At 67.9% G+C, this 17,367-nt stretch carries 17 protein-coding genes; 10 read left to right on the forward strand and 7 right to left on the reverse strand.

The features are described from left to right. Positions 1-13 precede the first annotated feature (13 nt). From EV648_RS25085 to EV648_RS25105, 5 genes are all read left to right on the forward strand, one after another. Complete coding sequence (locus EV648_RS25085; protein WP_158294061.1) at positions 14-2,269, forward strand: GAF domain-containing protein; 2,256 nt, start codon at positions 14-16, stop codon at positions 2,267-2,269. Further along, positions 2,266-2,649, forward strand: a complete 384-nt coding sequence (locus EV648_RS25090; protein WP_132188652.1) for a response regulator — start codon at positions 2,266-2,268, stop codon at positions 2,647-2,649. The genes EV648_RS25085 and EV648_RS25090 overlap by 4 nt, the downstream gene beginning before the upstream one ends. Continuing rightward, entirely contained in the window at positions 2,646-3,776 is a 1,131-nt protein-coding gene (locus EV648_RS25095) for an adenylate/guanylate cyclase domain-containing protein (RefSeq protein ID WP_132296467.1), read from the forward strand. The genes EV648_RS25090 and EV648_RS25095 overlap by 4 nt, the downstream gene beginning before the upstream one ends. Next, positions 3,773-5,365, forward strand: a complete 1,593-nt coding sequence (locus tag EV648_RS25100) for a peptide ligase PGM1-related protein (RefSeq protein WP_132296470.1) — start codon at positions 3,773-3,775, stop codon at positions 5,363-5,365. The genes EV648_RS25095 and EV648_RS25100 overlap by 4 nt, the downstream gene beginning before the upstream one ends. Positions 5,366-5,463: 98 nt before the next feature. Further along, entirely contained in the window at positions 5,464-6,003 is a 540-nt protein-coding gene (locus EV648_RS25105) for a histone deacetylase (RefSeq protein ID WP_199234799.1), read from the forward strand. Here EV648_RS25105 and EV648_RS25110 read toward each other — a convergent pair. Together EV648_RS25110 and EV648_RS25115 are read right to left on the reverse strand one after the other, a co-directional pair. Next, a complete protein-coding gene (locus EV648_RS25110; protein WP_132296476.1) occupies positions 5,975-6,616 on the reverse strand; it encodes a cyclopropane-fatty-acyl-phospholipid synthase family protein in 642 nt (213 codons plus the stop codon). The genes EV648_RS25105 and EV648_RS25110 overlap by 29 nt on opposite strands. A 70-nt stretch (positions 6,617-6,686) precedes the next feature. Further along, positions 6,687-8,819, reverse strand: a complete 2,133-nt coding sequence (locus tag EV648_RS25115) for a M6 family metalloprotease domain-containing protein (protein ID WP_132296479.1) — start codon at positions 8,817-8,819, stop codon at positions 6,687-6,689. 244 nt (positions 8,820-9,063) lie between these two features. On the opposite strand from EV648_RS25115, the gene EV648_RS25120 reads away from it, so the two are divergent. Genes EV648_RS25120 through EV648_RS25130 form a run of 3 tightly spaced genes read left to right on the forward strand, consistent with a single transcriptional unit; the run spans position 9,064 to position 10,949 of the window. Further along, a complete protein-coding gene (locus EV648_RS25120) occupies positions 9,064-9,477 on the forward strand; it encodes a hypothetical protein (protein WP_132296482.1) in 414 nt (137 codons plus the stop codon). Between the two features lie 14 nt (positions 9,478-9,491). Continuing rightward, complete coding sequence (locus EV648_RS25125) at positions 9,492-10,097, forward strand: cell wall protein (RefSeq protein WP_132296485.1); 606 nt, start codon at positions 9,492-9,494, stop codon at positions 10,095-10,097. Between the two features lie 15 nt (positions 10,098-10,112). Then, positions 10,113-10,949, forward strand: a complete 837-nt coding sequence (locus tag EV648_RS25130) for a MauE/DoxX family redox-associated membrane protein (RefSeq protein ID WP_199234800.1) — start codon at positions 10,113-10,115, stop codon at positions 10,947-10,949. Positions 10,950-10,983: 34 nt separating this feature from the next. Here EV648_RS25130 and EV648_RS25135 read toward each other — a convergent pair whose 3' ends face one another. Continuing rightward, the gene (locus tag EV648_RS25135; protein ID WP_132296488.1) at positions 10,984-12,015 is read right to left on the reverse strand and encodes a hypothetical protein; all 1,032 of its coding nucleotides are present in this window, start codon (positions 12,013-12,015) and stop codon (positions 10,984-10,986) included. Positions 12,016-12,142: 127 nt separating this feature from the next. Between EV648_RS25135 and EV648_RS25140 the strand changes: the two genes are divergently transcribed. Further along, positions 12,143-13,501, forward strand: coding sequence for an NAD-dependent succinate-semialdehyde dehydrogenase (locus EV648_RS25140; protein WP_132296491.1), 1,359 nt, complete (start codon positions 12,143-12,145; stop codon positions 13,499-13,501). Between the two features lie 144 nt (positions 13,502-13,645). After that, complete coding sequence (locus EV648_RS25145) at positions 13,646-14,437, forward strand: maleylpyruvate isomerase family mycothiol-dependent enzyme (protein ID WP_132296494.1); 792 nt, start codon at positions 13,646-13,648, stop codon at positions 14,435-14,437. An 89-nt stretch (positions 14,438-14,526) separates the two neighbouring features. Here the strand turns inward: EV648_RS25145 and EV648_RS25150 are convergent, their stop codons facing one another. From EV648_RS25150 to EV648_RS25165, 4 genes are read right to left on the reverse strand one after another with little or no spacing between them, the layout of a single operon-like run. Beyond that, positions 14,527-15,495 (reverse strand): aldo/keto reductase, encoded by a 969-nt coding sequence (locus tag EV648_RS25150; RefSeq protein ID WP_132296497.1) that lies wholly within the window; start codon positions 15,493-15,495, stop codon positions 14,527-14,529. A 38-nt stretch (positions 15,496-15,533) separates the two neighbouring features. Continuing rightward, positions 15,534-15,914 carry a DUF2255 family protein gene (locus tag EV648_RS25155; protein ID WP_132296500.1) on the reverse strand — a complete coding sequence of 127 codons (381 nt, stop codon included), beginning with the start codon at positions 15,912-15,914 and terminating at the stop codon, positions 15,534-15,536. After that, positions 15,911-16,234: a carboxymuconolactone decarboxylase family protein gene (locus EV648_RS25160; protein ID WP_132296503.1), complete on the reverse strand. Its 324-nt coding sequence runs from the start codon at positions 16,232-16,234 to the stop codon at positions 15,911-15,913. Before EV648_RS25160 ends, EV648_RS25155 begins: the two co-directional genes overlap by 4 nt. Continuing rightward, the gene (locus EV648_RS25165) at positions 16,231-17,265 is read right to left on the reverse strand and encodes an alcohol dehydrogenase catalytic domain-containing protein (RefSeq protein WP_132296505.1); all 1,035 of its coding nucleotides are present in this window, start codon (positions 17,263-17,265) and stop codon (positions 16,231-16,233) included. The genes EV648_RS25160 and EV648_RS25165 overlap by 4 nt, the downstream gene beginning before the upstream one ends. Between the last annotated feature and the right edge of the window lie 102 nt (positions 17,266-17,367).

Genomic DNA, 17,367 nt, shown 5'->3' on the forward strand with positions numbered 1-17,367 from the left:
TGGGGAGGACGCGATGGCCGATCGGGCGCCCGCTGGGGGCGCCGTCACTGCAGTGGAGCACGAGCGGCTCCGACGGGATTTCACGGCCCTGACCGACCAGTTCGCCGCCGCCAACGAGGTGCTGTCCGCGATCGGCCGGTCGGCCGGTGACCCTGACAGAGTGCTGACCACCATCGTCGAGAGCGCCCGCCGACTGTGCCGATCGCAGGCCGCCCACCTCTACCTCCTCGAGAACGGCTTCTACCGGTTGATCAAGGCGGTCGGGTTGTCCGAGGAGTCGATCCGCTTCATCACCGAGCATCCGATGCCGATCGATCGCCAGACTCTGATCGGCCGCGTCGGCCTGGACCACACCACGCAGCAGATCGCCGACGTCCTCGCCGACCCCGACTTCGGCCGCCAGGACCTCCAACGGGTCACCGGCTTCCGCACCACGATGGGCGCACCGATGCTCGTCGACGACGAGGTTGTCGGGGCGCTGACTGTCTGGCGCAACGTGGTCAGCCCGTTCGACGACCGCGAGCAGGCCATTGTCACCGCCTTCGCCGGCCAGGCAGCGATGGCAGTCAACGGCGTGAAGTTGGTTCGTCAACTCGAGGCCCGTGGTGCCGAGCTGGCGCGGAAGGTCGGGCAACTGGAAGCGCTCCGCGAGGTCGGCGAGGCGGTCAACTCCAGCCTCGATGTCGCCAACGTGCTCTCGACCATCGCCAAGCACGCGGTCAGGCTGTCTTCGACCGACGGCGGTTCGATCATGGAGTACGCCGATGACGAGTGTTGCTTCCTGGTGCGTGGGGTCTACCGGACCGAGCCGAGTGTCGTCGAGCGTCTGAGGGCCACGCGGATCCACCTCGACGAGACGCTGGTCGGCCGCGCCGCGAAGCTCGGTCGACCACTGGTGCTCGCGGACCTCGGCGCGGCCGACCTCGATCCGCATCTCCAGGTTCTCTACGACGCAGGCTGGCGGTCGGTCGCCGCGGTACCGATGCTGCGAGAGGGGCAGATCGTCGGCGCCCTGGTGGTACGCCGTAAGCAGCCCGGAGAGTTCTCCGAGGAGTCGCTTGCTCTGCTGGAGATGTTCGCCGATCAGTCGGCACTTGCCCTGCTCAACGCTCAGCTGTACCGCGAGCTGGAGGAGCGCAGCGCGGAGCTCGAGGTGGCCAGTCGCCACAAGTCGGAGTTCCTGGCGAGCATGTCCCACGAGCTGCGGACGCCGCTGAACGCGGTACTTGGCTTCTCCGAGGTGCTGCTGGAGCAGATGTTCGGCGAGGTCAACGAACGCCAGGAGGAGTACCTGCGCGACATTCACGGCTCGGGCAAGCACCTGCTGGAACTGCTCAACGAGATCCTCGACCTGTCCAAGGTCGAGGCAGGCCGGATGGAACTGGCGTACTCGACCTTCGAACTGCATGCGCTGCTGGACAACACGGCCTCGATGCTGCGCGAGCGAGCGGCCCTGCACGGGATCGACGTCAGCGTCGAGGTCGGTCCCGACGTCGGGACCGTGTACGCGGACGAGCTTCGGCTGAAGCAGGTGGTGCTGAACCTGATGACGAACGCGGTGAAGTTCACCAGGGACGGCGGCTCGGTGGTGGTCCGTGCGTCCCGGACCGGTTCGGAGATCGAGATCACCGTCACCGACACGGGGATCGGCGTACCACTCGGGGACCGCGAGCGGATCTTCGAGTCGTTCCAGCAGGGCGGTAGGGGACCGTCGCAGGAGGAGGGCACGGGGCTCGGCCTGACTCTGTCCCGCCGCATTGTCGAGCTGCTCGGCGGCAAGATGTGGCTGGAGAGCGAGGTCGGCGTCGGAAGCACCTTCGGGTTCTCGCTGCGAAGCCGTGAGGTCGTGGACCGGCCGGGCCCGACGCGTCGGCCGGTCGGTGCTGTCGTCGTGATCGAGGACGACCGGCCGTCGCTGGACCTGATGACGGCCTACTTGGCCGGTGCCGACCTTCAAGTCACTACGGCCGGCGATGGTCAGACCGGTCTCGACGCGGTCCGCCGGGTGCGGCCGGCGGCCGTACTGCTGGACATTCGGCTACCGGGCATTGACGGCTGGGCGGTGCTGCAGGCACTGAAGACAGAGCCCGAGACAAGGAGAATCCCGGTGATCGTAGTGTCGATCGTCGACGAGCAAGCTCGCGGTGCCGCGCTGGGAGCGGCCGCCTATCTGGTCAAACCGGTCAGCCGCGATGCGTTGCTGAACGCCCTCGTAGCGACGGGCGTCCTGGGCTCGGCCGAACCAGGGATCGAGGGGCCGCCGTCATGAGTCCGGGCCGCATTCTGGTGGTCGAGGACAACCCGAAGAACCTCAAGCTGGTCAGAGACGTGCTGCAGTACTCCGGGTACGAGGTGCTCGAGGCGACCTCAGGCGAAGACGGGGTCCGACTGGCCGTGGAGGAGTCGCCTGACCTGATCCTGATGGATCTGCAACTCCCTGGGATCGACGGCGTCGAGGCTCTCCGGCAGATCAGGGCGAGCGATCGGACCCGCGGCGTGCCAGTGGTCGCGGTGACGGCGTTCGCGATGGACCACGACCGCGAGCGTGCCTTCGACTCCGGCTTCTCCGGCTACGTCGAGAAGCCGATCAGTGTGCGTCGCCTTCCTCAGCAGATCCGCGATTTTCTCAGGCTCGGAGGCGTGACATGACCATTTCCAGCTCCACCGTGCTCGTTGTCGACGACCAACCGGCCAACGTACGGCTGCTCGAGGCGATCCTCGCGCCACGCGGGTACGACGTACGGACGGCGTCGTCGGGGGACGAGGCACTGCGGACGATCGCCGCGGACGATATCGACCTGGTCCTGCTCGACATCGTGATGCCGGGGATGGACGGATACGAGGTCTGCCGGCGGATCCGGGGACAGGTCGACACCGCCTACCTGCCGGTCGTGATGGTGACCGCCAGCGGGGATGAGCAGAAGTTGAAGGCACTCGAAGCGGGAGCGGACGACTTCCTGACAAAGCCGGTCAACCAGAGCGAGTTGCTGGCACGGGTCGCCTCGCTGGGGCGGATCAAGCGGTACCAGGACACCATCAAGCGGCAGGCTGCGGAGTTGGCGGCGTGGAACCAGGAGCTGGAATCGCGGGTCGAGACCCAGGTGACACAGCTGCAGCGGATGAGCCGGCTGCGGCGGTTCCTCTCACCGCAATTGGCCGAGCTGATCGTGGACTCCGGCGACGAGTCCCTCCTCGAGAGCCACCGGCGCGAGATCGTGGTCGTCTTCTGCGACCTGCGTGGCTTCACCACGTTCGCCGAGGCGAGTGAGCCGGAAGAGGTGATGGGCGTGCTGGAGGAGTACCACCACGCGCTCGGCGACCTGATCTTCCGGTTCGAGGGCACGCTGGAGCGGTTCGCCGGCGATGGCCTGATGGTGTTCTTCAACGACCCGGTGCGCTGCGAGGACGGACCGCTTCGTGCAATCCGGATGAGCGTGGCGATGCGAACGCGGGTACGCGGGCTGGCGGAAGCCTGGCGCCGGCGCGGGCATGACCTGGGGCTGGGGATCGGGATCGCCCAGGGCTACGCCACCCTCGGCAAGATCGGCTTCGACAGCCGGCTCGACTACGCCGCGATCGGGAGCGTGACGAACCTCGCGGCCCGGCTGTGCGCAGATGCGGACCCGTGGCAGATCCTGGTGACCGAGCGGGTCTACTCGGCGGCGGGCGACCTGGTCGTCGGTGAGGACAGCGGCAACCGCGAGGTGCGTGGCTTCAGCCGGTCCGTTCATGCCTTCAGCGTCAGGGGCATCGACAACGCCAGGACCGTGTCATGACCGGCGACTTGTGGACCGCCGAGCGGGCCACCGCGGTCAGACTTTCCGCACTCAGCGAGCAGGATCGTTACCGGTACTTCGACCGCCTGCAGGCGCGAATGGCCGCGGTGTGGGACGTGATGAAGCTCAACTACGAGGACGAGTCGGTCGTCATCATCCCGTCGATCTCACTGGACAAGGCGGAGACGGTCGGGACCGGGACGATCATGGAGGCCTATGAGGAGAGGTTCCTCTTCCTCTTGATGCTGCTGCGCGAACCGCGGCTGCGGCTGGTCTACGTGACCTCGATGCCCGTCGCGCCGGAGATCGTCGAGTACTACCTCAGCCTGCTGCCCGGAGTGATCCCCAGCCACGCGCGAGCGCGGCTGTCGCTGATCGCGGTCAACGACGCCTCGCCGGTCCCGCTGAGCGAGAAGCTGCTGGACCGGCCACAGCTGATGCAGCGCATCAGAGCGCTCATCCCGAATCCCGCGCGTTCCCATCTGGTGCCGTACAACACCACCGAGCTTGAGCGTGACGTCGCGCTGAGCCTCGGCATTCCCATGTACGGCGCAGATCCACGGCTGGCGGATCTCGGATCCAAATCCGGGTGTCGCCGGTTGTTCGCCGAGGTCGGAGTGCCTCATCCGCTGGGCGCGGAGAATCTGCGCACGGTCGATGACATAGCGGACGCCTTGGTGCGGATGCGAGCCGAGCGACCATCGATGGACAGCGCGATCGTGAAGCTCAACGAAGGCGTCTCGGGAGAAGGAAACGCCGTGGTCCGGCTGACCGGCCTGCCGGCGCCGAGCTCGACGGATGAGCGGGCCGAGGTGATGAAGCGGTTGCAGGCGATGGAGCTGGAGTCGCAGACCACCGCCTTCGAGGCCTACATCGCCAAGTACGCCGAGAATGGCGGAATCGTGGAGGAACGGATCGTCGGGGAGGAGCTTCGCAGCCCGAGCGTTCAGCTGCGCGTGCTCCCGTCCGGCGAGGTCGAGCTCCTCTCCACCCATGACCAATTGCTCGGGGGCGCGAGCGGTCAGAGCTACCTGGGCTGTGTGTTTCCTGCGGCCGCCGAGTACGCGCGCCTGATCACCGAGCACGCCGAAGCGATCGGACAACGCGTCGCTCGCGAAGGCGCGCTCGGGCGGTTCGCAGTGGACTTCGTCGTGGTACGTGGCTCCAGCGGGGAGTGGACGCCCTATGCGATCGAGCTCAATCTGCGCAAGGGCGGCACAACGCATCCGTTCCTCACCCTTCAGTTCCTGACCGATGGCCGCTACGACCCCGTCACCGCGCTCTTCATGACACCAGCGGGACACGAGAAGCACCTGGTGGCAACCGACCATCTCGAGTCCGACCTGTTGCGGGGACTCGCGCCGGCCGATCTGTTCGACATCGTCGCGCGGCATCGACTGCATTTCGACCAGTCGCGCCAGGTGGGCATCGTCTTCCACATGATCAGCTGCCTGACCGAACTCGGCCGGGTCGGGCTGACGGCCGTGGGCGACACGCCGGCCGACGCGGACCGTCGCTACCGTGATGCCTCACGCATTCTTCTGGAGGAGGCGCGCCTGGCCTTCGACGAACGTCCCCTACCGGTCTGAGAGGCTCGATGCAGCGAGTCTGGTACGTCGCTTATGGGTCGAACCTCGCATTCGAGCGGTTTCGTTGTTACCTGTCGGGAGGCCGTCCCGCGGGTGGGATGCGGGAGTATCCCGGCTGCCGGGACAGGCGGGACCCCGAGCAGGTGGTGAGTCTCAACGTACCGGGTGGGTTGATGTTCGCAGGCGAGTCGCGGGCGTGGGGCGGTGGAATGGCCTTCTACGACGTGAAGGGCGCCGTACTGGTCGCGTGCAGGGCGTATCTGCTGACGGCCGAGCAACTGGGAGACGTTGCCGCGCAGGAGATGCGGCGCGAGCCGGGTGGGGAGTTCGCGCGGGATCTCGCCGGGCTGCTCGGAGACGTCGAGGTCGTGCACACGATGGGCCCGGGCCGGTACGAGACGGTTGCGCGGCTGGGGAGTCGGGACGGCGTACCGATGTTCACCGTGACCCACGGCGACGTGTCCGAGTTGGAGCCGGCCGCCCCGAGCGCGACGTACGTGGGCTGGATTGCGGCAGGGCTGCGTGAGGCGCACGGATGGTCGGCGGACCAGATCGCCGACTACCTGCTGGCAGCGCCAGGAGTGAGCAAGACCTGGACAAGAGACGAACTCACGATCCTGGCGACCGGTGGGGACTGACGGGCTGCGACCGAACAGCTGTGACGGCGACGTGGCGCGATTCTTCCCAGTGGAAGCGCCACCATTCGGCGGTGTGGAAGGAGAGAGCCTCCGGTCCGGCGATCGCTCTGACGTGCTCCGGGAGGCCGCCAAGTTCGCGCGCCTCGACGGTGCTTGCAAGGGAGGCGATCGCCAGGATGCCGTGTGGCTTGAGGAAACGGGTGACATACCCGAGGTAGAGATCGTCCGTGCCGAAGTAGTGATAAGTGCCGATGGAGACGATCGCGTCGAACTCGCCCTGCTGGAACGGCAGCGCACGCGCCTCGGCATCGACCGCCTGCACGCGACCACCGAGCCCGGCCTCGTCGAACCGTCGCTGGTTGGCGGCAGCCGGGATCCAGTGGTCCGCGGCAACCACCTGGACGTCGTACTCGCGGGCGAGAAAGACCGAGGTCATCCCCAGTCCACAGCCGAGATCGAGCACACGCATCCCAGGCCGCAGCTCGACGTCGCGCAGCAGATCCTCCAACAGCCACAGGGGATTCGGACCCATGCAGAGGTCCACCTGCCACTGGAAGTCGTACTGCGCCGACCGGGGATAAGCCGGTCGGCGCAGTACCTCAAGAGCCGGCATGCAGTTCTTCAAGAGCAGGCATGCAGCTCATTCTTCGAACTCGACCCCATCAGCGGCAAACGAATTTCGACTACTCCGCGATGGCGACGCAGGTGGTGGTGGACTTCTTGGTGGGGTCGCTTTCGGAGGTGGCGGTGAGGGTTACTCGGGCTACCTTGGCGGCCTCGGGGGTGGCTTTGGCCTGGACCGGGATCTTGATGGTGGAGCCGGCCTTGGCGGTGGCCAGGGCGTTCGGGAGGGCGACCGACCAGCCGCGGCCGTCGATCTTGGCCGCGACGCGGTAGACGTCACCGTTCAGGTACTGCGTGACGTCCTCCGGGTGGCCGCCGGCCGGAGCGGTCTTGCCGGTGTTGGTTAGCGGGAAGGCGCAGGTGGAGACGCCGTCACGGCCGGGGAGCCCGACGGTCGGCAGCAACCGGACGCCGCGCTTCTGCGGGCCTGCTCCGTCGAGGGACTTGACCGCCACCGTGTACGAGAGGACGCCGACCTTGTCGCGGCGCACGTTCGTCACGTAGAAGTGCAGCTTGTTCGCCGCGTCGACGTACTCGAACTCGCTGCCGGAGTTGGTGCCGGCGTGGAACAGCGCGTCCGACAGTTGGCGGTAGTCGCCGATCGTGATCGGGACCTCGGTGCCGTCGGGCAGCACGTAGTCGGTCATCCCGATGTCCTGCGGGTTCGCGTCGACGACCCACTCGAAGGGCGCCTGGTCCTGGTTCTTGGTCTTGGCCAGCAGGACGCCGGAGTCGGGCGTGAACGAGTCCGTGCCGACCCGATCGACGACCTCGAGCGTGTAGTTGTTGTAGCCGCCGCCGTCGCACAGCGGATCGGTGGTGACGTTGCACGCCGGGGAGAGATCGCCGGTGCCGAGCACGAGGTTGATACCCGACAAGCCCTTCGGCCCGGGCTGGTTCACCCGGGCGGTCACGTCGGCGATCACCACGCCGGACTCGGCGAGCCCCTCGCGCGACAGCCGGAGTACGTTCTGCTCGTCGACCATCTGCAGCTTGATCTTGTTGCGCAGCATGTGTTGCGCGCCCATCGAGGCGCCACCCGTGGCCGGGATCATCCAGCGGCTGTGTGGACCACCCGGGCCGTTGAACGTACCGCGGCTGAGCATCTCCCAGATCCCGCTGTACGCACGCCGGGGTGGTACGCCGTACGGGTTGTTGTAATTGTCGCCGATGCCGAGCACGTGGCTCAGTTCGTGCGCGAAGACCGACATGCCGGAACTCTCGGCCTGCGTGGTGGATCCACCGCCGGCGTTCGGCCAGAGGGTCGAACCCGAGGCCCAGGAGGTCCACTCGACGTACCGGGTGCGGGTCCAGTTCGGCAGGGCCGGGTCCGGCGGGCCGAAGGTGTCGGAGACGTCCTCCTTGGTCGGGAACTTCATCGGCCCGAACTCCTGCCAGGTGGACGACTCGTCCTGCCCGGCGCTCAGGTAGAAGACGAAGTCGAACCCGGCAGGCACCTCTGCTCCGACGTCGGCGACCCAGGCGGCTCGCGCGTCGGTGCGCAGGTTCTTGTTGCAGGAGTCACCGGCCGGGCAGCCGGTGCCGCCCTGGAACTCCATCGCGTACTCGTACGACTTGCCGGGCATCTGGTAAGCGCCGAACGAGGTGAGGTCGACGCCGTACCGGCCGCCGGAGTCCTCCATCCAGTACTCGTGGATGGTGTGGCCGCGGTTCAGCGCGCCGGGCTTGTTCAGGAAGTCGCGGTAGAAGTCGGCGACCTCGGCCCGCGGTACTCCGTTGGCCTCGGCGCTCGGGTTGCCGAACGGCGTGGAGCCCTTCGGCTGGGTGATCACGAACGGCTGGTTCGGGTAGTCGACCAGCACGAGCGCGCCCTTGAAGGTCCGGACCGAGCCCTTCTTCGAGGGATCGGCCCAGTTGGTGCCGGGCGGCAACTTGTAGTCGGCCCACGTCATGTGGTCCGGGTTGACCCAGTTCTGCGGGTCGATGGGCGCGCCGAAGCCGGGCTGGGCGAGCCGGTTCGCGATCAGGGGGGACGACTGCTGCCACGGCTGGGTCTGCGGCCAGTGGTCGTACTGCCACGGGTTGGCCGGGTCCGGCTGGGCGGAGGCCGGCGCCGGATCGGCGGCGGCCGTGATGGGGGCGGGAGCGGCGAGTGCGACTCCCGCGACGGCGGCTGACCCCAGTACTGCGGCCAGCCTCAGGGCAAGGCGGGACTTCCGTTGAACGGGCACGGGCGGTATCCGATCGACGATGGGCGGACTTTCGTGCCCCCAAGCATGCCCCTCCGGTCAGCCGCGAAGCGACGGTTTTCCCCTGTCCACTTCTGGCCGCTACCGGCAAACTGCCGCCACCCGGCGCCGGTTGGGGCAGTAAGAAATTTCCTGAAGATGACGCAGGGTGGTGCATATATCACGGAGCGAGAGTACAACTGAAAAGACATGGGTCGATCCGCCCTGAGACCTAGGAGGAATTGTCATGGCTGGAGTGAACGGCGAGGTTTCGTGGTTCTGTTGCGGTAATTCGTGGGGCCCGTGCGGCAGCGCGGGAACCGGTGCCTGTGGCACCTGTCATTCAGGCAAGTTCCAGCACGCGTGGCCGAACACGTCGGACGCGTGCTACTCGATCACCCGGCCGGACCGCTGTGGGGTCACCGCGATGTCGCGGCGGACCTGCGGGTTCCGGCACTCGACCACCAACCTGTGCAACGGCGCCCGGGTGGTCACCTCGATCGCGGACTGCGGTCCGCAGACGGATCTGTTCTGCGGCGAGCGGGCCTGCTGCGGCGGCACCTGCGCGTCGAACCGGATCATCGATCTGACGCCCGCGGCCTTCAGTGCGATCGCGAGCCTGAACGCCGGTCTGATCCCGTGCTCGGTCAACGTGGGTTGAGGGGAGTGACTGAGATGACTGGAACGATCGGACGTCGCACCCTGCTCACCAGCGCGGTGCTCGGCACCAGCGCAACGCTCGTCGGCGCGACCGCGATGGGCTCGCTCGCACCCGAAACGGCCTTCGCCGCAAGGGCGCAACTGCCCGAGCCCGGCCAGCCGGATCCGAACTTCGCCGAAGGTCGCGTCGTCAGCCGCGACGGAAGCGTGGTGATGGCGTCCGGCTCGGACGGCCGCCTGCACCGGATCCAGCTCACCGGCGGGACCAGCGTCTGGAAGTTGCGGCCCACCACGGTCGACCAGGTGCTCGTCGGCGACGGCCTGTACGCCCGCGGGGTGCTGATGCCCGGCGGTCTGCTCGCCGCCGAGTCGGTCTGGGTGAACATCGTCAACCTCAAGGTGCACATCACCGCGATCGGCAAGAACGTGCTGTACCTGGACCACAACGGCCAGAAGGTGGTCGGCCACGTGGTGCCCGGGACCAGCGCGGCGGTCTACAACGGGACCGCGGCGATCTCGGACCTGTCGATGCTGAAGGTCGGCAAGCACGCCCAGGTGATCGGTGCCTGGCGCCCGGACACCAACGAGGTCGATCTCGCCACCATCTACGCGGCCGCCTGACCGGGGAGGTCGCAGATGCTGGGACAACTCGCGGCCGTGCAGCCGCTGGTGATCGGCCTGCTGCTGGCGTGGTCGTCGTACGGGAAACTCCATGGGCCGCACGTGGCCGCCAAGGCACGGCGTACGGCTCTGTCGGACCTGGTCGGTGACCGGTACGCCGCTCCGGCGTATCGCGCGGTCGGCGGGATCGAACTGGCAATCGCCATCGCCTTGCTGCTACCGCCCCTGTGGCTGGTGGAAGCGCTGGCTGCGGTGGCACTCGCGGCGGGCTTCGTCGGGTATGTCATCTATGCGCGGGTGGTCGTGCCCGAGTCGTCGTGCGGTTGCATGGGCTCGGCCGCGACGCCGGTGAGGTGGCGCGGGATCGCCCGAGCCGGGGTGCTCCTTGCCGCGGCTCTGGCGGCGTTGACTGCCGACATCGGCTGGTGGTCCGTGCAGCCGATGTCGATCGCGCTGGTGGTTGTGGAGGCGATGGTGTTCGTCGGCTTGTCGGCCGAGCTGGACCGGTACTGGTTGATGCCGCTGCGACGCCTTCGCGTCCGGCTCACGCATCCGCTGGCCGGTACAGCGTCGTACGAGGTACCGCTGGCGGCGACGCAGCAGCAGTTGCTGCGGAGTACCGCCTACCAGTCCGTCAACCCGTTCCTGCGATCGGACATCCGCGATCACTGGGACGAAGGCGACTGGCGCTTCGTCAGCTACACCGCGGCGTACGGCGAACGCCCGGCCACCGCGGTCTTCGCAGTACCGAGGCTGCGGTACGAACCCGACGAGGTGCGGGTGGCGATCGTCGACGAGTCGTCGGGGGAGACCCTCTACCGCCCGGCGACTCCGCTCGCTCTGGTCGACTGACGCCGGGGGTCGGCCGTCCTCGCGGCGGTCGGCCCTAGGCGGTGGTTCCGTGGAAGTCCTTGGCAGGGGAGACGTCGGCGAACCAGGACTCGGTCTCCTCCGGGGACAGCACCCGCTCGAGCGTCAGGGACCCGCGCATGCCAGGGAAGAACCGCCCCGCATCCCAGCCGCGGCTGTATGGAGGCTTGTCCAGTACTACGAGCCGGGTGCCTCGGACGGGAGTGATGTCGCTCGGCGTGCCCTCGTTCCAGATCCAGGTGCCGTCGGCGGTGACCAGGTTGAAGGCGCCGGTGGTCTGGATGAAGCCGGGCGCGTCCCGGCAGGCGGCAACCGCCTGCGCGCTGGGCGCATCGCCGGGCACGTGACCTCCGCTCACCAGTTCACCGGCCAGCAGAGTGTGCAACTGGAAGTTGTCGCCGAGCCCGGACATCCGCAACAGATAGCCGGTCCGCGTCTCGCGGTGCAGCGCGACCAGTGGCTCGTCGTCCAGCACGAGGAGTGCGTAGGTCAGACACTTCAGGTCACCTTGGGTTGCCTCGTAGAGCGACAGCGCGGCAGTCAACAGTTCGTCGCGGTCGGACAATGCCGTCCGGACGTTCTGGTCGTTGAGCATCGCGAGCGCCGCCATCTCCCACTGCTGCAGGGTCCACCAGGCCAACGCAGCCGACGCCCCGACCCGGGCCACCACCTCGTCGCTCGGCCCTTGCTGGTCGACCACCGGCAGTTCGCCGCCGCCCGTGGACGCCCACTGGTCGACGAACGCCCGCACCTCGGTCAGCACCGCGCCCACCTCCCGGAGTACGGCGGGAGCGCAGCCGGCCGGATCGGCCCCGCGCTCGACGCAGGCGCCGATGATCACCGCGAGCATCGACCGCGGACCGAGCGGTACTTCGGGCAGCAGCGCCGCCAGCCTGGGGGCGCCGGCCGCGATCTCGTCCGGGCCGGCCTTCGCAAAGCTCTTCTGCAGCTGGTCGAAGGCCCGGTCGGCGGCCTCGGTGTCGCGGGCGCGTACGCCCGTCTCGAGGTCCGCGATCGTGCTGGTGAACGTGCTGCGCCGGAAGATCATCGGGGCACTGTAGCGATCTCCGGGGTCGTGAGGTGGCTGGGGAGTGAGATGAGTGTATACAGTATGTACTAGAGCAGTTAGCCTGTCCGCTTGCGCACTGTCGTAGAGAACGGAGGACTCGTCCCCCATGTACGCAGTCACCAACCCGGCGACGGGTGAACTCATCGAGCAGATCGAGAACGCGACCGACGAGGAGGTCCGCGCTGCGATCGATCGCGTGCACCGCGGTTATGACTCGTGGCGGCGCCGTACGGTCGCCGACCGCGCGAAGATCGTCTCCCGGGCGGCCGAGCTGTTCGCCGAACGGGCCGACGAACTGGCCGCGATCATGACCCTGGAGATGGGCAAACGGATCAACGAGGGCCGCGGCGAGATCGCCATCGTGGTCGACATCTTCAACTACTACGCGGACAACGGGCCGGACCTGCTGACCGACGAGCCGATGACGATCAAAGGCGGCGAGGCGGTCATCACCAAGGGCCCGATCGGCCCGCTGCTCGGCGTCATGCCCTGGAACTTCCCGATCTACCAGGTGGCCCGCTTCGTCGCGCCGAACCTGGTGCTGGGCAACACGATCCTGCTGAAGCACGCCTCGATCTGCCCCCGCTCGGCCGTCGCGATCGAGTCCGTACTCCGCGACGCCGGCGTACCGGAGGACGTGTACGTGAACACGTTCGCGTCCTCGTCGCAGATCCCGGCGATCCTGGCCGACCCGCGGATCCAGGGTGTCTCCCTGACCGGCAGCGAGCAGGCGGGGATCTCAGTCGCCGCCGAGGCCGGCCGGAACCTCAAGAAGACCGTGCTCGAGCTCGGCGGGTCCGACCCGCTGATCGTGCTCGACACCGACGACCTGGACGAGACCGTCAAGGCGACGGCGACCGCGCGGATGCGCAACTGCGGCCAGTCCTGCAACGCGCCGAAGCGGATGATCGTGCTGGCCGACCTCTACGACGAGTTCGTCGATCGGCTGACCAAACGCGTGGCCGACTTCTACCTGCCCGGCGACCCGGCGGACCCCGAGACGAAACTGCCGCCGCTCGCCTCGATCGCGGCGGCCGACGAGGTGGCCGCGCAGGTCGAGAAGGCCCTCGAACAAGGCGCCACCCTGCGCACCGGCGGCCGCCGGATCGGTCCCGGCGCCTTCTTCGAAGCCACCGTGCTGACGGACGTGACGCCGGAGATGGACGCGTACTACGAGGAGATCTTCGGCCCGGTCGTGATCGTCTTCCGGGCGGAGACCGAGGAGCAGGCGATCGCCATCGCGAACGACAGCCCCTTCGGCCTCGGCGCCAGCGTCTTCGGCACCGACCGGGAACGCTCCAGCCGGGTCGCCCGCCAGATCGAGGCCGGCATGGTCTACCTCAACAGCGCCGGCGGGTCCCAGGCCGACCTCCCCTTCGGCGGCATCAAGCGCTCCGGCATGGGCCGCGAGCTCGGTCCGGCCGGCATCGAGGAGTTCATGAACAAGAAGTCCATCCGGCTCTGACCAGCCCCCTGCACGGAGCCCCGCCGCGCGCCGGGCTCCGTACGGCGGGGCTCCACACAGCAGGCTCCGTACCGGCGGGAAGGAATCCGGCGGTAGCGTTGCTGATGGTTGGTGGACCATTCAACGACCTGCGGGAGTCTCCTGATGAGCAAGCAAGCCGACCAGACCATCCAGGTCCTGCGTGCCGGGCACGACGACCTCGACAGACTGGTGGCGAAGTTCCGGGCGGAGGACCTCACTCGCGGGTCTGCCGCGTCGGAGTGGACGGTGGCGCAGGTCCTTAGTCACCTGGGCAGCGGCGCCGAGATCAACCTCGCCACCCTCGAGGGCGCGGTCGCCGGCACCGGCGCACCGGGCGGCGACTTCAACAAGGCGACGTGGGCTCGCTGGGACGCGATGTCGCCGGGGGAGCAGGCGGCCGGCTTCCTCGCCGCCAACGAGAAGCTGCTGCAGTTCTACGAGGGCCTGGACGAGCGTCAGCACGAGGACCTTCGGATCGATTTCGGCTTCCTGCCCGAGCCGGTCGACGTCGACACCGCCGCCCGGATGCGGCTCAGCGAGTTCACCTTGCACAGTTGGGACGTACGGGTCGCTTTCGATCCGGCCGCGGTGCTCGCCCCGGAGGCGACGGAAGCACTGCTCGACGGCATCGGTCAGACGCTCGCCTGGGTCGGCAAGGCTGACCAGCTCGACGGCGCCGCCCGGATCGCCGTGAACACCGTCGAACCGGACCGGGCTTTCGGACTGCTCATCGAGGACACCGTCCGCCTGGCCGAGGTACCGCAGCCCGCTGACGCCGTACTCACGGCACCGGCCGAGTACTTCGTCCGCCTGGTCACTGGCCGGCACGCCGCGCAGTACACGCCGGCCGCGGTGGAGTTCACCAGCGAGCGACTGACGCTGGACGACCTGCGCAAGGTCTTCCCCGGCTTCTGACGCCGACGACCCGGTACGCCGCTACGGCGTACCGGGTCAGCCCATTCCCAGGTGATGCCGATGATGCCGGCGCGCAGTACTCGGGACTGTCAGTAGCCGGTGGGTGGGCGCGGGCTGTAGGAGTCCTCGAGGGCGGTGACCTCCTCGGGGGTGAGCTCGAGGTCGAGTGCGGCGACCGCGTCCGGGAGGTGCTGGGACTTGGTCGGGCCGACGATCGGCGCGGTCACGACGGGGTTCTTCAGCACCCAGGCGAGGGCCACATGCGCCATCGGGACGCCGCGGGTCTCGGCGATGCGCTGCACGGCGTTGGCGATCGGCTGGTCGTTGGCGGCGAAGAAACGCTGACCGACGGGGTCGGTGTCGGCGCGGTGGGTCTGGGTGCCCCACGGGCGGGCGAGCCGGCCCTTGGCGAGCGGGCTCCACGGGATGCTGCCGACGCCCTGGTCGGCGAGCAGCCCGAACATCTCGCGCTCCTCCTCGCGCTGCATCAGGCTGTACTGGTTCTGCATCGAGACGAAGCGGGTCCAGCCGTGCAGATCGGCGGTGTACTGGAGCTTGGAGAACTGCCAGGCCCACATCGACGAGGCGCCGAGGTATCGGGCCTTGCCGGCCTTGACGACGTCGTGCAGGGCCTCCATCGTCTCCTCGACCGGTGTCTCGCGGTCGAAGCGGTGGATCTGGTAGAGGTCGACGTAGTCGGTGCCGAGCCGCGAGAGCGAGGCGTCGATGTTCTCCATGATGGCCTTGCGCGACAGTCCCGAACCGCCCGGCCCGTCGTGCATCTTGAAGTGCACCTTGGTCGCCAGCACGACGTCGTCGCGCTTCGTGTACTTGCCGATCGCCCGCCCGACGATCTCCTCGGAACTCCCGAACCCGTACACGTTGGCCGTGTCCCAGAAGTTGATCCCGAGCTCGACCGCCTGCCGGAAGATCGGTTCGGCCCCCGCGTCGTCGAGCGCCCATTCACTGAACCCCCGCGACGTGTCCCCGAAACTCATACAACCCAGCGCGATCCGGCTGACCTTCAGCCCCGAGTTGCCAAGACGTACGTACTCCATCAGTCGCTCCTGTGTCGCGTGGTCGAAAGAACAACATTTCAGTCGCGGGGCACGAGCCGCAGCGTGCCGGCGGCAGCCCCGTCTCCCACGACGGTACCGACGATCTGAGGACCGTAACGGTCGTACTTCGCGTGGTAAGCCGCATCGATCGCTGGATGAACCTGGCTCCCAGCCTCGGCGAACGTCACCCCGCGTTCGAAGCGACCCGCGCGGATCCGGCCCGCTCCGCTCGCCTTGGCCCGGCGGTACCAGGGATTGTCGGTCCCGTAGGCGGATCGCACGTAAAGCTCGTCGCCGACCCGGACGATCCAGATGGTGACGTAGGGGCGAACCGTGCCGTCCCCTCGCTCGGAGCTGACCTGTACCTCCGTCGTACCGCCGATGCGTTGAAGCTCCTCACTGCTCCAAGCTCTGGTCATCGGTCGGGATCTTCTTCGGGTGCGAAGAGTTCCTTGGCGAGGACGATCGCGGACATGGCCTTCGGCCAGCCGGCGTAGAAGGCCAGGTGGATGATGACCTCTTTGAGTTCCGTCTCGGTGAGGCCGTTGTCCTTGGCCCGGGTGAGATGGCCGCGGAGTTGCTCGGTGTTGCCGCCGGTGATGAGGCTGGCGACAGTGATGAGGCTCCGGTCCCGCGGAGACAGCTCGGACCGGGCCCAGACGTCGCCGAAGAGCGTCTCGTCGGTGAGGGAGACGAGCTTCGGAGCGAAGTCGCCGATGAGCTTCTGGGCCGGGGTCATTTGATCATCACCTTCAGGGCTTGGCGGGTGTCCATGGCCTCGTACGCGGCCGGGGAGTCCTCGAGGGAGACGGTTCGGTCGAAGACCTTGCCGGGGTTGACCTTGCCGTCGAGGACGTCGGGCAGCAGGCGCTCGATGTAGGCACGGGCTGGAGCCGGACCACCGGTGAGCGTGATGTTCTGGCCGAACAGGCTGCCGAAGCCGACCGGCGCCTCTTCGTACTGCGGTACGCCGACGCGGCTGATCACGCCGCCCGGGCGGATCACGCCGAGAGCCTGTTCGTAAGCAGGCATGTGCCCGACAGCCTCGAGTACTACGTGGGTCCCGTCGCCGCGGGTGAGTTCGCGGACCTTGGTGATCCCTTCCTCACCACGCTCGGCCACGACGTGGGTCGCGCCGAACTCGATGCCCAGGTCGGTGCGGTCCTTGTGCCGGCCCATCAGGATGATCTGCTCGGCCCCGAGTTGGCTCGCAGACAGGACTGCCAGGAGTCCGACCGCGCCGTCGCCGATCACGGTGACCGTCGTCCGCGCGGTGACTCCACCCTTGAGTGCGGCGTGGTAGCCGGTGCCGTAGACGTCCGACAGGGTCAGCAGCGACGGCAGCAGTTCGGAGTCCTCGCCCACGGGTGCCTTGACGAGAGTGCCGTCCGCCAACGGCACGCGGATCGCCTCGGCCTGACCGCCCCCGATGCCGTTGCCCGCCCAGAACCCACCGTGACGGCAGGAAGTCTGCAGCCCTTCGAGGCACAGGTCGCAGGTCCCGTCGGACCAGGCGAACGGCGAGATGACGAAGTCGCCCTTCTTCAGCGTCGAGACCTCGGCACCGAGTTCCTCGACGACGCCGAGGAACTCGTGGCCCATCGGCTTGCCCTCGGGCAGCACCGGCAGGTTGTGGTACGGGTGCAGGTCGCTGCCGCAGACGCAGGAGCTGACCACCCGGACCAGGGCATCGGTCGGTTGCTGGATCACCGGATCGGGTACGTCGATCACCCGTACGTCGCCGGCGCCGTACATGTAAGTGGCTCGCATGATGTCCAGTGAACTGCGTCGCGAGCGGGTGTGGGAGTGCCTGTTGTTCCAGGTAATGCCAGTGCCTCCTTCGCCACCGGGACCCGCCGTACGGTGGTAGGC

It is taken from the genome of Kribbella sp. VKM Ac-2568, from assembly GCF_004345365.1.
Classification (GTDB): domain Bacteria; phylum Actinomycetota; class Actinomycetes; order Propionibacteriales; family Kribbellaceae; genus Kribbella; species Kribbella orskensis.